The sequence below is a fragment of the Streptomyces sp. NPDC028331 genome (assembly GCF_055565775.1).
Window position 1 is genome coordinate 164,091 of sequence record NZ_JBVHTR010000008.1, and the last position, 12,772, is coordinate 176,862.

Sequence of the window (12,772 nt, forward strand, 5' to 3'; positions counted from 1 at the left end):
CACCGCGGAGACTCATCCGGCAACCTGCCCATGGGACGAAGGCGCCCCGGGTCGGGTTCCCCGGAAACGGCCGGTGGCCGGAAGTCGGTACGAGCGTGGTCAACGGGGCGTGTGTGCCGACACCGTGGGCCAGTGGTGCTGGAGGGTGCGCACGGTCTCGGCGATCGCCGGCCGCCGGGCCGCGCCCCTGCGCCACAGCGCGTACAGGTGCCGTACGGGTATGGGGTCCAGGGGCACCTCGACGACCCCGTCGGGCAGCGGACCCCGGCCCAGCCGCGGGATCAGCGCGATGCCGAGTCCGGCGGCGACCAGCGCGACCAGGGTCGGGTTCTCGTCGGCCTGGTGGACCACCTCGGGCTCGTGCCCGGCCGCGCGCAGCGTCCGCACCAGCCACTCGTGGCAGACCCGGCCCGGCGGCTGGCAGATCCACCGCTCACCGCCCAGCTCGTCGCGGCGTACGGCCGTCCGCCCGGCGAAGCGGTGACCGGCGGGCACCAGCAGATCGCACAGGTCGTCCCCGATGACCGCCTGTTCCACCCCCTCGGGTGCGGGCAGCGGCGCGATGTCCCAGTCGTGCGCCACGGCGACGTCCACCACGCCCTTGGCGACCAGATCGACGGACAGATGCGGGTCCACCTCGGTCAGCCGGGTGTCCAGAGCGGGGTGCCGGCGCGCGAGGTCCGCCAGCACCCCCGGCATCAGCCCCCGCGCGGCCGACGCGAACGCCGCCACCGTCAGCCGCCCGGCGGGCAGCCCTCGCCGCTCCTCCAGCTCGGTCTCGGCCCGCTCCACGATCGCCAGCAACTCCTGGGCGGCGGCGACGAGTTGCAGGGCCTCGTCGGTGAGGCGTACGCCGCGCCCCTCCCGTTCGAGCAGCACGGTCCTGGTCTCCCGCTCCAGCTTGGCGATCTGCTGGGACACGGCGGACGGGGTGTATCCGAGCGCGACGGCCGCGGCGCCGACCGTGCCGTGGACGGAGACGGCGTGCAGGGCGCGCAGGCGCTGGAGATCGAGCAAGATGCCCCCTGGGGAATTAGACGTACTTCATCCAACCATGCAGTAATCATCGCTGGTGCTTCACGGTCGCCGCCCGTGATGCTCGACGCATGCGACCCGCACACCTGTCTCTCGCCGTCCTCGTCGCCGCGGTCTGGGGCGTCAACTTCACCGTCATAGAGCTCGGTCTCGCCCACTTCCCGCCCCTGCTGTTCTCGGCCCTGCGCTTCCTGGCCGCGGCCGTCCCCGCCGTCCTCCTCGTGGGCCGCCCCAAGGTGGCGTGGAAGTGGATCGCGGCGGTGGGCCTGGTGCTGGGTGTGGCCAAGTTCGGGCTGCTGTTCCTCGGCATGGCCGCGGGGATGCCCGCCGGGCTGTCCTCGCTGGTCCTCCAGATCCAGGCGGTGTTCACGGCGCTCATGGCCTTCGCGCTCCTCGGCGAACGCCCCACGCGCCTGAGGGCGCTGGGCATGGCGGTGGCCCTGGGCGGTGTGGCCCTCGCGGCCGTCGACGAGGGAACGGCCGGCCCGCTCGGCGCGTTCGCCCTGGTCATCGTGGCGGCGGCCTGCTGGGGCCTGTCCAACGTCCTCACCCGCAAGGCGTCCCCGCCGGACCCCCTCAACTTCATGGTGTGGGTGAGCACGGTGCCGGTCCTGCCCCTGCTCGGCCTGTCCCTCCTCACCGAGGGCCCGTCCCGCGACCTCGCCGCACTGCGCGCCCTCGACTGGCAGGGCGCCGGCATCGTCCTCTACGTCGCCTGGGTCACCACGGTGTTCGGCTTCGGCGCCTGGGGCTGGCTGCTGCGCCGTCACCCCGCGTCCACGGTCGCCCCGTTCTCCCTGCTGGTCCCGGTCTTCGGCATGTCGTCCGCGGCCCTGTTCCTGGGCGAACCGGTCGGCCCCCTGCGCTGGGGCGCGGCGGCACTGCTGGTGGGCGGGGTGGCGCTGACGTCCCTGGCGCCGGCGGGGAGCGCCCGGCCGAAGAGGGTCCAGTCGGCGGACGTGCCGGCGAGCGCACCGATCAGCGAGCCAGCATGAGGCCATGCCCGAAGTCGAGATCCCCGGTTCCAAGTCCATCACCGCCCGCGCGCTCTTCCTGGCCGCCGCGGCCGACGGCGTCACCACGCTCGTACGGCCGCTGCGGTCGGACGATACGGAGGGCTTCGCGCAGGGGCTGCACACCCTCGGGTACCGCGTCGGCCGGACCCCGGAGGCCTGGCACGTCGACGGCCGCCCGCAGGGCCCGGCGGTCACGGAGGCGGACGTGTACTGCCGCGACGGGGCGACCACGGCCCGCTTCCTGCCCACCCTGGCCGCCACCGGACACGGCACGTACCGCTTCGACGCCTCGCCGCAGATGCGGCGCCGCCCGCTGGGCCCGCTGACCCGGGCGCTGCGGGACCTGGGGGTACGGGTGCGGCACGAGGGGGCGGAAGGGCACCATCCGCTGACGGTGGAGGCGGTCGGCGTGGAGGGCGGCGAGGTGGTGCTGAACGCGGGCCAGCAGTACCTCACGGCCCTGCTGCTCCTCGGCCCGCTCACGCGCCAGGGTCTGCGCATCACGGTGACGGACCTGGTGTCGGCGCCGTACGTGGCCCGGACTGGATCGAGATCGCGCCGGGGACGACGGCGGGCACGGGGACGTCGTCGGGCGCGGACGTCAAGACGTACGGCGACCACCGGATCGCCATGTCCTTGGCGGTGACGGGACTTCGGGTGCCGGGAATCTCGTTCGACGACCCCGGCTGCGTACGGAAGACCTTCGCGGACTTCCACGAGGCGTTCGCGGAGCTGCGGGCGGGGTTGTAGGCGCCTGGCGGGAGCGGCCGGTTGTGGACCGGCTCCGGTCGGTGGGCGGGGTGGGTGGGGGTTCTGGGTGCAACAGATTCGGCGGATCTGTTGCGGTCGGGGAGCTGACAGGGGCCGGGGCCGGGGGCCGTCCCCGATTGACGCTTTCGAAATACGTTCGACGGCCACTCACGCCGCTTCAACGGCCCCGGCATGCTGTCGCATCGGCAACAGGCCGAACCGATCGCCGAGGTCACCGGGCGCTCCGACGGTCTCACGGAGCGGACCGGGGCGTCGGTGTCCCGAATCTCGTTCGACGACCTCGGGTCCGTACGGCAGACTCTTCAGGCTTTGTCGGGGCGTTCACGGAACCGCGTGCGGAGTTGCCGGACCGAGGGGGCTGGAGAGCGTTGGCGTTCACGTTGGAGGGGCCGCTCCTGGAAGGCGCGCTGGTGCGCCTGGAGCCGCTGGAGCACCGGCATGCGGCCGAGCTGGCGGTGGCGGCGGAGGAGGACCGGGACACGTACGCATTCACCTGGGTGCCCAGGGCGGACCAGGTCGGGGCGTACATCGACGCCCAGCTCGGCCGTGCGGCGGCGGGACGGCTCGCCCCGTACGCACAGATCTCCCGCGCGACGGGGCGGGCGGTCGGTACCACGGCGTTCTGGGACCCGCGCTCCTGGCGCACGGACGACCGCCTCGACGCCATCGAGGTCGGCTTCACCTGGCTCGCCCGCTCCGCCCAGGGCACGGGCGTCAACGCGGAGTCCAAACTCCTGCTGTTCCGCCACGCGTTCGAGGTGTGGTGCGTGGCCCGCGTCGACCTGAAGACCGACGCCCGCAACGACCGCTCCCGCGCGGCGATCCAGAGCGTCGGCGCCCGCTTCGAGGGCGTCCTGCGCAACTGGTCCCGCTCCTGGGCACCGGGCGAGGAGGACCGGCTCCGGGACTCCGCGATCTACTCGATCACGGCGGAGGAGTGGCCCGAGTGCCGGTCGCTGCTGGAGGCCAGGGTGGCGAGGAAGTCGGCCCAGGCGGCGGGGGAGACGGTGAGGTAAGGGCGGTCCGGGGCCTTGGAGTCGCGGATGTGTATGGAGGCGGTGGAGGCGACCTCCACGCAATCACCGCCGCCGGAATCGCTGTAGCCGCTTTGAACCGGCTCTGCACAACTCGACGCGCGCACCGCATCGGTTGCCGTGCCCGACCGTCGACCCTCCGCCACTGGTGGCGGACGGCTTCATGGCCGAGAGTATCTCCATGAGCACAGAAAGTGATGACGTATCTCCGCAACTCCGCACCTGGAGGCTGAGGTTCGCACCGACCCCGCGCAACGTCGTCGAGGCCCGCCGCGGCGCCCGCTGCGTGCTGCGCTCCTGGGCGGTGTCGGCCGACGCGCGGGACGTGGTCGAACTCGTCGTCTCCGAGCTGGCGACGAACGCGATCCGTCACGGCCGCGTCCCGGGGCGTCACTTCGAGGTGGCGATGACGTACGACGGTGCCAAGACCGTGGACGTGGAGGTGTCCGACGCCTCCCCGCGCAGGCCGGTCCTGTCGGTCCCGGACCCGGAGGCGACCTCGGGCCGGGGCCTGCTGCTGGTGGCCGCGCTGGCGGAGACGTGGGAGGTCAGGGAACGGTGCGTGGGGAAGACGGTGTGGGCCCGCGTCGTCGTCTGACCGCAGCGTGTTCATACCATCGGCCCATGAGCGCCTACCTCATCCTCCACGGCTGGCAGAACCACCGCCCGAAGGACCACTGGCAGCACTGGCTGGCCGACCGGCTCACCGAACTCGGCCACCACGTCGCCTATCCGCAGTTGCCCGACCCCGACGACCCGGATCTGGAGGTGTGGCTCGCGGAGCTGGCCCGCCACCTCGGCGACCTGCCCGACGGGGCCGAACGCGTCGTCGTCGCCCACAGCCTGTCCAGTGTGCTGTGGCTGCACGCGGTCGCGCGCGGGGTGAAGGGCCTGGAGGTGGACCGCGTGCTGCTCGTGGCCCCGCCGTCCGCCTCCGTCCTCGCCCGGTACCCGGAGGTCGCCGCCTTCGTACCGCCGCAGCTCGACGGTCTGACGCCGCCCGCGCCCACCCTTCTCGTCGCGGGCGACGACGACCCGTACTGCCCGGAGGGCGCGAAGACGGTCTTCGGGGATCCCCTCGGCATTCCGGCCGAGATCGTCCCCGGCGCCGCCCACCTCGACCTGGACGCCGGCTACGGCTCCTGGCCCGCCGTACTGGAGTGGTGCCTGGACGGGTCCGTACGGTTCACGGCGCGTCCGGCGTAGTCCGGCGTAGTCCGGTCGCGCAGCCCCGGGGTGCCCGCGCCACCCACACCACCGTGAGCAGGCAGAACCGGCCACGGACAAGAGGGCTCCGCACCGGGCCAGGCGGACGGGGCCACGAGAACCGGCCGGACGGGGAGCACGGTGTCTCCGGAGCCGGCAGGGACCGGTTCCCGGGGACGGCTCGCCAAGGGTGTATCGGCCACCCGAGTGGCCGCGTACGGATTGCGGCGCCGATCGGGTGACAGCAGGCTGGAGCTGGCCAGCGACCTGCTGACCCGAAGAGGAGATCAGGTTGGACCAGGCGCGCCCGGTCCGCCCGCCGGAGAAGTTCGTCCGGGTGACGCCCCTGCCCGTCATGGGCCGATACGCCGGTTGTCCGGTCGTGGTCCTCCAGTGACCCCGTCCGTCCTTCTTCGCAGCATGCGCTGCGGCCTGCCCGACCGATCCGTCGTGTCCGCTGCCCCTGTGGTCCGCGGTGGACCACGTGGCCGACGCGTATGACCCCCGGTTGCGAGCGCCGCCGCAGCCCGCCACCAGCGACAAGGAGCCACACCACATGGGTGGAATACGGAAGACGCTCGCCGTGCTGACCGGGACTGCGCTGGCAGCCGGACTCACCAGCCCTGCCTTCGGATCCACCGCCACTCACGCGCCGCCCCTGCGCACCGCCGCATCAGCCTCCGGGACGCCGGTCGTCGAGTGGAACCGCGAACTGATCACCATCCTGAGCGATCCGAAGGCTCAACCGTCCACCGTCCACCCCACGCGCAGCTTCGCGATGCTCCAGGCCGCCGAGTACGACGCGGTGGTCTCGATCACCCGGACCGGCCGCGCCTACGTGTCCTCGGTGTCGGCTCCGCGAGGCGCCCGTGCGGATGCCGCAGCGGACCAGGCGGCCCACGATGTGCTGGTCGCCCTCTATCCGGCCAAGCGCGCACGCCTGGACCAGCGGCTGAAAAACCGGCTGTCCGCGATCCCCGACGGCGCCGGCAAGCAGGCGGGCACGCGCGTGGGAGCCGAGGTCGCCCGCCGGTTGATCAGCCTGCGGTCCCATGACGGGTCATCGGTCAAACCCCCACCGTTCAGGCTCGGCGGCAAAGCCGGTGACTACCGGCCGACACCTCCCGACTTCCCCGCACCGGTGTTCACCAACTGGGGCTCGGTCAAGCCGTTCGTGCTGGCCACCGGAAGCCAGTTCCGCCCGCCGGCACCCCCGGCCGTGAGCAGCGCCGCGTACGCCACCGCCTTGAACGAGGTCAAGGCTGTGGGGAGCAAGACGAGTCGCACCCGCACCCCGGACCAGACCGCGGCCGCGAAGTTCTGGGCGGCGGCGCCGGTCTGGAACGTCTGGAACCAGATCGCGCAGAACCTCGTCACCTCCCAGAACGCGAGCCTGGACAAGGCGGTGAAGGTCTTCGCCCGGCTCGACCTGGCCCTCGCCGACACCGCGATCGCCATGTACGACGCGAAGTACGCCTACCGTGTCTGGCGGCCCGTGACCGCCATCCGGCTCGGCGGCACGCACTACAACCCGCGCATCACCGGCGATCCCGCCTGGACCCCCCTGCTGCCGACCGCCCCGGATCCGTCCTACCCCGGTGCTCACGGTGCGCTCAGCCAGGCAGCGGCGACGACGCTCGCCGGACTCTACGGTGCGCACCACCCTCTCGCGGTGACGTCGAAGGGCGTCACCCGCACCTTCCCCGGCTTCCAGGACGCCGCCACCGAAGCGTGGCTCAGCCGGATCTGGTCGGGCCAGCACACCTCCCTCGACAACAGCGCGGGCCGACAACTCGGCACGCAGGTGGCCGACTTCGTGGCGCGCCGCCTCTGACCGGCCGCATCCGCGCGCAGTCGGCGCGCCGCACGGCGAGTGGGCCGATGGCGGTTCTCCCCGCCGCCCTCGAGCCGGGCGCCTTACGCCGACTCGTTCAGCAGCCGCCCCAGGTGCTCCCGCCCCGCACCCAGCAGTTCCGGCAGCGGGGTCGCCGACTCGTACCAGCGCTTCTCGTACTCCCAGCACAGCCAGCCGTCCCAGTGGTGGCGGGAGAGGACCTCCACGCACTCGGCGAGCGGGAGGACGCCGGCACCCAGCGGCAGCGGGGTCGTGTCGTCGGCGGACGCGATGTCCTTGACCTGGACGTAGCCGAGGTAGGGGGACAGTGCCGCGTACGTCTCCTGCGGCTGCTCGCCGCCCAGCCAGGTGTGCATCACGTCCCACAGGGCGCCCGCGTGCCGGTGGCCGACCGCGCCGAGGACGCGCAGGGCGTCCGCGCCGGTGCGGTGCGAGTCGTGCGTCTCCAGCAGGATCCGCACCCCGGCGTCGGCGGCGTACTCGGCGGCGGTGCCCAGGCGCCGGGCGGCCGTCGCGTCGGCCTCCTCCGGGCTCTGCTCGGTGCCGCCGCCGGGGAAGACGCGGACGAAGGGGGCGCCCACGTCGCGGGCCAGGTCGACCAGGGCGCGGATCTCGGCCAGGACGGGCGCGTCGTCACCGGGCGCGGCCACGCGCGCGTACCCCGCCAGGCCCAGGATCTCGACGCCGGACGCCTTGAACTCGGCGGCCGTGTCGGCCCGTTCGGTGGCGCCGATGCCCGGGTGGACGGGCTCGTCCGGGTGCGCGCGCAGTTCGACACCGTGGTAGCCGTGGGTCGCCGCGAGGTGGACCACATCGGGTATGGGCAGGCCGGGGACACCGAGGGTGGAGAACGCGAGCTTCATGCTCATGGACCCTACTCGGCAGGTGTGGGGAGTGCCCGTCGGCGACACTCGGCGCGCCCCATCCGCGCATCGCGCCCGCGGACCCGGTAACGCCACGCCCCCGCGCCGCCCCCGTGGACCTCGGTGGGCGCGTCTGGTCCTGCGGCGTCCCCGTGGATCCTGGTGGGCGTGTCTGGTCCTGCGGCGTCCCCGTGGATCCCGGTCGGCGTGTCTGGCCCTGCGGCGCCCCCGTGGACCTAGGTCAGCGTGTCTGGCCCTGTGGCCCCCAGCGGACCCCGGTCCGCCCGCCCGGCCTCCCGCGCCCACCGTTCGCGCGCCCGGCCCTGCGACGCCCGTGGACCCCCGGTGCGCGCCTACGCCCGCGGCGCCCCCGTCGACCCCCGCACCATCAATTCCCCGCGCACCGTCGCGATCCCGCCCGGCGGCGGCTCCTCGCGCTCCATCGCGATGCGGCCCGCGCGGGCTCCCGCCTCCGAGAGCGGGAGGCGGACCGTCGTCAGGGCCGGTACCGCGTCGATCGCGAACGGCAGGTCGTCGAAGCCCGCCACCGACACGTCGTCCGGGATGCGCAGCCCCGAGTCCCGCAGCGCCGCGCACGCGCCCAGCGCCACCGTGTCGTTCGCGGCCACGATCGCCGTGAGCGACGGGTCCCTGCGCAGCAGTTCCAGCGTCGCCTCGTAACCGCCCCGGCGGTCGTAGCCGCCGTGCACCGTCAGCTTCGGGTCGTCCTCGATCCCGGCGGCGGCCAGTGCCGCCCGGTGGCCCTCCAGGCGGTGCCGCGTCGTCGTGCGCTCCTCCGGGCCCGCGATGTAGCCGAGCCGCCGGTGCCCGAGTCCGATCAGGTGCTCGGTGAGCTGCCGGCCACCGCCGCGGTTGTCGAAGGTGAGGGCGATCGCCTCGGGTGCCGGGGGCCGGCCGCACAGCACCACCCGGGTCCCCGCGGCCGCGAGCTTGCGCAGCTTCGCGCCGACGGCCTCCACGTGCGCGCTGACCTCCACCGCGCCACCGGTGAGCACCACGGCCGCCGCCCGCTGCCGCTGCAGCAGCGTCAGATACGTCAGCTCCCGCTCCGGCGAGCCGCCCGTGTTGCACACCACGGCGAGCCGTTCGCCGCCGGCCCGTCCGCCGGGGCCCCCGATCTCCGACTGGATCGCGCTCGCCATGATCCCGAAGAAGGGGTCGGCGATGTCGTTGACCAGGATGCCGACCAGGTCGGAGGTGGCCGCGGCCAGCGCGCTCGCCGGGCCGTTGAGCACGTAGTCCAGCTCGTCCACCGCGCGCAGTACCCGCTCCCGGGTGGACGCCGCCACGGGATAGTTCCCGTTCAGTACGCGCGACACGGTGGCGGGCGACACCTGCGCGCGCGCCGCCACGTCCGCCAGGGTCACCGTCATCGTCGTCGTCCTCCGGTCGCGTGTCTCGTCGTACCCGTGCTCGGCGGCGTCCGCGCCGTCCGTCCAGCGACATCGCCGACATCCGCCGAGATCCATCTACAGCCCTACAGACACCCGTGTACAGGCTTGCGGTTCACCGTGTTCGACGGACCGACCAACTTCACGCTCCCGAACCGCCCGACTTCACGGTCCCGTGTCCGTCGTGTCACGTCGTGTGACGTTGTATACGGAGACGTACATCTCGTCGCCTCCGCGGTCTTGTCCGAGCCGCCGCACAGAGGCTAGCGTCTTTCTGTATAGAAAGCGCTTGCTGTCACGCTCGCCGGAGAGCGTACGCGGCGCCGGACGCGTACGAAGGGATCGACGTGACACGCAAGACGGTGCGCATCGCCATGAACGGCGTGACGGGACGCATGGGCTACCGCCAGCACCTCGTCCGCTCCATCCTGGCCCTCCGCGAGCAGGGCGGCCTCGACCTGGGCGACGGCGCCGTGCTGTGGCCCGAGCCGGTCCTCGTCGGCCGCCGCGAGCACGCCCTGAAGGCGCTCGCCGAGCAGCACGGCCTGGAGCACTGGTCGACGGACGTGGACGCGGTCCTCGCCGACCCGACCGTCGACATCTACTTCGACGCGCAGGTGACCTCCGCCCGCGAGGAGTCGATCAAGAAGGCGATCGCGGCCGGCAAGCACATCTACACCGAGAAGCCGACCGCGACGGGCCTGGAGGGCGCCCTGGAGCTGGCCCGCCTCGCCCACGAGAAGGGCGTCAAGCACGGTGTCGTCCAGGACAAGATCTTCCTGCCCGGCCTGCTGAAGCTGAAGCGGCTCATCGACGGCGGCTTCTTCGGCCGGATCCTCTCGGTGCGCGGCGAGTTCGGCTACTGGGTGTTCGAGGGCGACTGGCAGCCCGCCCAGCGCCCCTCCTGGAACTACCGTGCCGAGGACGGCGGTGGCATCGTCGTCGACATGTTCCCGCACTGGGAGTACGTGCTGCACGAGCTGTTCGGCCGGGTGAAGTCCGTACAGGCCCTGGCGACCACCCACATCCCGCAGCGCTGGGACGAGGACGGCAAGCCCTACGACGCGACGGCGGACGACGCCGCGTACGGCGTCTTCGAACTCGAGGGCGGCGCGATCGCCCAGATCAACTCCTCCTGGGCGGTGCGCGTCAACCGCGACGAGCTGGTGGAGTTCCAGGTCGACGGCACCGAGGGCTCGGCGGTCGCCGGGCTGCGCAAGTGCCGCGTGCAGCACCGGTCCGCGACCCCGAAGCCGGTGTGGAACCCGGACATCCCCGCCACCGAGGTCTTCCGCGACCAGTGGCAGGAGGTGCCGGACAACGGCGAGTTCGACAACGGCTTCAAGGCCCAGTGGGAGCTGTTCCTCAAGCACGTCTACGCCGAGGCCCCCTACCACTGGGACCTGCTGGCCGGCGCCCGGGGCGTGCAGCTCGCCGAACTCGGCCTGAAGTCCTCGGCCGAGGGCCGCCGCATCGAGGTGCCGGAGATCGCGCTGTGACCATCCATCTGCCCGACGCGAGCGGACGGCTGACGGCCTATGAGCCGCGCCGCGAACCCCTCGCCCTCTCCTCCGGCACGCCCTTCACCTCCCGTACGGTCTTCTCGGCGGCGCACGTCGTCGCCGACCCGTACGCCGACGTGTCCCCCGACTCGCCCGCCGCCGTCGACTGGGACGCCACCCTCGCCTTCCGCCGCCACCTGTGGTCGCACGGGCTCGGCGTGGCGGAGGCCATGGACACCGCGCAGCGCGGCATGGGCCTGGACTGGGCGGGCGCGGCCGAGCTGATCCGCCGCTCCGCCGCCGAGGCGAAGGCGGTCGGCGGCAGGATCGCCTGCGGGGTGGGCACCGACCAGCTCGCCGCCGGATCCCTGGAGGAGATCCGCAAGGCGTACGAGGAGCAGCTCGCCGTGGTGGAGGAGGCGGGCGCCCAGGCGATCCTCATGGCCTCCCGCGCGCTGGCCGCCACGGCGCGGGGTCCCGAGGACTACCTGGAGATCTACGGCCACCTGCTGCGCCAGGCCGCCGAACCCGTCGTCCTGCACTGGCTCGGCCCGATGTTCGACCCGGCCCTCGAGGGCTACTGGGGCTCCGGCGACCTGGACGCGGCCACGGACGTGTTCCTGGAGGTCATCGCCGCCCATCCGGACAAGGTGGACGGCGTCAAGATCTCCCTGCTCGACGCCCAGCGCGAGATCGACCTGCGCCGCCGCCTCCCGCAGGGCGTGCGCTGCTACACGGGCGACGACTTCAACTACCCGGAGCTGATCGCCGGTGACGAGAAGGGCTTCAGCCACGCCCTGCTCGGCATCTTCGACCCGCTCGGCCCGCTGGCCGCCGAGGCGGTACGGGTCCTGGACACCGGTGACGCGAAGGGCTTCCGGGAGCTGCTCGACCCCACCGTGGAGCTGTCCCGCCACCTGTTCCAGGCGCCCACCCGCTTCTACAAGACGGGCGTGGTGTTCCTGGCCTGGCTCGCGGGCCACCAGGAGCACTTCACGATGGTCGGCGGCCTGCAGTCGGCGCGCTCGCTGCCGCACTTCGCCAAGGCCTACGAACTCGCCGACGGACTCGGCCTGTTCCCGGACCCGGAGCTGGCCGAGGCACGCATGAAGACGCTGCTGACCCTGTACGGAGTGGCCCAGTGAGCACGGCACCGGAGCGGTTCTCCATCAACCAGATGACGGTGAAGCAACTGTCGCTGCCGGAACTCGTCGACGCCTGCGTGGAGTTGGGCGTCCGGGGCGTGGGCCTGTGGCGCGAACCGGTGCAGCGGTACGGGGTGGAGGCCGCCGCCAAGCTCGTACGGGACGCGGGCCTCACCGTCACCACCCTGTGCCGGGGCGGCTTCCTCACGGCGATCGACCCGGTGCAGCGCGCCGAGGCCCTGGGCGACAACCACGCGGCGATCGACGAGGCCGCGACGCTGGGCACGGACACCCTGGTCCTGGTGTCGGGCGGGCTCCCCGACGGCAGCAAGGACCTGAGGGGTGCGCGCGAGCGCATCGCGGACGCCCTCGCCGTCCTCGGCCCGTACGCGGCCGAGCGGGGCGTCCGTCTGGCCATCGAGCCGCTGCACCCGATGTTCGCCTCGGACCGGTGCGTGGTCTCGACCCTGGCCCAGGCCCTGGACCTGGCCGAGCGCTTCCCTGCCGAGCAGGTGGGCGTGACGGTGGACACGTACCACATCTGGTGGGACGACACGGCCCCCGAGCAGATCGCCCGCGCGGGCGCCGGCGGCCGGATCCACACCTTCCAGCTCGCCGACTGGACCACCCCGCTGCCGGAGGGCGTCCTCAACGGCCGCGGGCAGATCGGCGACGGCGCGGTCGACATGCGCGAGTGGAAGGGCTACGTCGAGGCCGCCGGCTACACGGGTCCCATCGAGGTCGAACTGTTCAACGACGGACTGTGGGCGCGGGACGGCCGGGAGGTCCTCGCGGAGACGGTCGAGCGGTTCGTGGAGCACGTCATCCGGTGACGCCCGGGCCGGGGGGGGGGGGGGGGGGGGGGGGGGGCCCCCCCCCCCCCCCTCCCCCCCCCCCCCCCCACCCAAAAAAAACCCCCCCCCAAAAAAACAC

12 protein-coding genes and 1 pseudogene are annotated in these 12,772 nt (G+C 72.9%); 9 read left to right on the plus strand and 4 right to left on the minus strand.

The features are described from left to right. Window positions 1-99: 99 nt before the first annotated feature. Window positions 100-1,017, minus strand: coding sequence for a LysR family transcriptional regulator (locus ACZ4SW_RS14525; RefSeq protein ID WP_468242328.1), 918 nt, complete (start codon window positions 1,015-1,017; stop codon window positions 100-102). An 89-nt stretch (window positions 1,018-1,106) separates the two neighbouring features. Here ACZ4SW_RS14525 and ACZ4SW_RS14530 point away from each other — a divergent pair, with 89 nt between their 5' ends. The 3 genes and pseudogenes from ACZ4SW_RS14530 (at window position 1,107) to ACZ4SW_RS14540 (ending at window position 3,838) form a co-directional block, all read left to right on the plus strand. Continuing rightward, the gene (locus ACZ4SW_RS14530) at window positions 1,107-2,030 is read left to right on the plus strand and encodes an EamA family transporter (RefSeq protein ID WP_468242330.1); all 924 of its coding nucleotides are present in this window, start codon (window positions 1,107-1,109) and stop codon (window positions 2,028-2,030) included. Window positions 2,031-2,034: 4 nt separating this feature from the next. Next, a pseudogene (locus ACZ4SW_RS14535) lies at window positions 2,035-2,801 on the plus strand (3-phosphoshikimate 1-carboxyvinyltransferase). 389 nt (window positions 2,802-3,190) lie between these two features. Further along, window positions 3,191-3,838 (plus strand): GNAT family N-acetyltransferase, encoded by a 648-nt coding sequence (locus ACZ4SW_RS14540; protein ID WP_468242332.1) that lies wholly within the window; start codon window positions 3,191-3,193, stop codon window positions 3,836-3,838. On the opposite strand, the gene ACZ4SW_RS14545 is transcribed toward ACZ4SW_RS14540, so the two are convergent. After that, window positions 3,739-4,002, minus strand: a complete 264-nt coding sequence (locus ACZ4SW_RS14545) for a DUF397 domain-containing protein (RefSeq protein ID WP_468242335.1) — start codon at window positions 4,000-4,002, stop codon at window positions 3,739-3,741. The two genes, ACZ4SW_RS14540 and ACZ4SW_RS14545, sit on opposite strands and share 100 nt — an antisense overlap. 35 nt (window positions 4,003-4,037) lie before the next feature. Between ACZ4SW_RS14545 and ACZ4SW_RS14550 the strand changes: the two genes are divergently transcribed. The 3 genes from ACZ4SW_RS14550 to ACZ4SW_RS14560 all read left to right on the plus strand — a co-directional run bounded on the left by ACZ4SW_RS14550 (window position 4,038) and on the right by ACZ4SW_RS14560 (window position 6,896). After that, complete coding sequence (locus ACZ4SW_RS14550; RefSeq protein WP_468242337.1) at window positions 4,038-4,454, plus strand: ATP-binding protein; 417 nt, start codon at window positions 4,038-4,040, stop codon at window positions 4,452-4,454. Between the two features lie 26 nt (window positions 4,455-4,480). Beyond that, window positions 4,481-5,062 (plus strand): RBBP9/YdeN family alpha/beta hydrolase, encoded by a 582-nt coding sequence (locus ACZ4SW_RS14555; RefSeq protein ID WP_468242340.1) that lies wholly within the window; start codon window positions 4,481-4,483, stop codon window positions 5,060-5,062. A gap of 556 nt (window positions 5,063-5,618) precedes the next feature. Continuing rightward, a complete protein-coding gene (locus tag ACZ4SW_RS14560; protein ID WP_468242342.1) occupies window positions 5,619-6,896 on the plus strand; it encodes a vanadium-dependent haloperoxidase in 1,278 nt (425 codons plus the stop codon). 83 nt (window positions 6,897-6,979) lie between these two features. Here the strand turns inward: ACZ4SW_RS14560 and ACZ4SW_RS14565 are convergent, their stop codons facing one another. Both ACZ4SW_RS14565 and ACZ4SW_RS14570 read right to left on the minus strand, forming a co-directional pair. After that, on the minus strand, window positions 6,980-7,780 hold the full coding sequence (locus ACZ4SW_RS14565; protein WP_468242669.1) for a sugar phosphate isomerase/epimerase family protein: 801 nt from the start codon (window positions 7,778-7,780) through the stop codon (window positions 6,980-6,982). Between the two features lie 353 nt (window positions 7,781-8,133). Then, window positions 8,134-9,174: a LacI family DNA-binding transcriptional regulator gene (locus ACZ4SW_RS14570; protein WP_468242344.1), complete on the minus strand. Its 1,041-nt coding sequence runs from the start codon at window positions 9,172-9,174 to the stop codon at window positions 8,134-8,136. A gap of 365 nt (window positions 9,175-9,539) precedes the next feature. Here ACZ4SW_RS14570 and ACZ4SW_RS14575 point away from each other — a divergent pair, with 365 nt between their 5' ends. From ACZ4SW_RS14575 to ACZ4SW_RS14585, 3 genes are read left to right on the plus strand one after another with little or no spacing between them, the layout of a single operon-like run. Beyond that, complete coding sequence (locus ACZ4SW_RS14575) at window positions 9,540-10,691, plus strand: Gfo/Idh/MocA family protein (protein ID WP_468242347.1); 1,152 nt, start codon at window positions 9,540-9,542, stop codon at window positions 10,689-10,691. Next, entirely contained in the window at window positions 10,688-11,839 is a 1,152-nt protein-coding gene (locus ACZ4SW_RS14580; protein WP_468242349.1) for a dihydrodipicolinate synthase family protein, read from the plus strand. The genes ACZ4SW_RS14575 and ACZ4SW_RS14580 overlap by 4 nt, the downstream gene beginning before the upstream one ends. A gap of 32 nt (window positions 11,840-11,871) precedes the next feature. Next, the gene (locus ACZ4SW_RS14585; RefSeq protein WP_468242671.1) at window positions 11,872-12,672 is read left to right on the plus strand and encodes a sugar phosphate isomerase/epimerase family protein; all 801 of its coding nucleotides are present in this window, start codon (window positions 11,872-11,874) and stop codon (window positions 12,670-12,672) included. Window positions 12,673-12,772 lie beyond the last annotated feature (100 nt).

What these genes read in the sequence shown, in the direction of transcription:
- ACZ4SW_RS14530 (WP_468242330.1), top strand. Translation starts at nt 1,107, where the DNA reads ATGCGACCCGCACACCTGTCTCTCGCCGTCCTCGTCGCCGCGGTCTGG.
- ACZ4SW_RS14550 (WP_468242337.1), top strand. Translation starts at nt 4,038, where the DNA reads ATGAGCACAGAAAGTGATGACGTATCTCCGCAACTCCGCACCTGGAGG.
- ACZ4SW_RS14555 (WP_468242340.1), top strand. Translation starts at nt 4,481, where the DNA reads ATGAGCGCCTACCTCATCCTCCACGGCTGGCAGAACCACCGCCCGAAG.
- ACZ4SW_RS14560 (WP_468242342.1), top strand. Translation starts at nt 5,619, where the DNA reads ATGGGTGGAATACGGAAGACGCTCGCCGTGCTGACCGGGACTGCGCTG.
- ACZ4SW_RS14565 (WP_468242669.1), bottom strand. Translation starts at nt 7,780, where the DNA reads ATGAAGCTCGCGTTCTCCACCCTCGGTGTCCCCGGCCTGCCCATACCC.
- ACZ4SW_RS14570 (WP_468242344.1), bottom strand. Translation starts at nt 9,174, where the DNA reads ATGACGGTGACCCTGGCGGACGTGGCGGCGCGCGCGCAGGTGTCGCCC.
- ACZ4SW_RS14585 (WP_468242671.1), top strand. Translation starts at nt 11,872, where the DNA reads ATGACGGTGAAGCAACTGTCGCTGCCGGAACTCGTCGACGCCTGCGTG.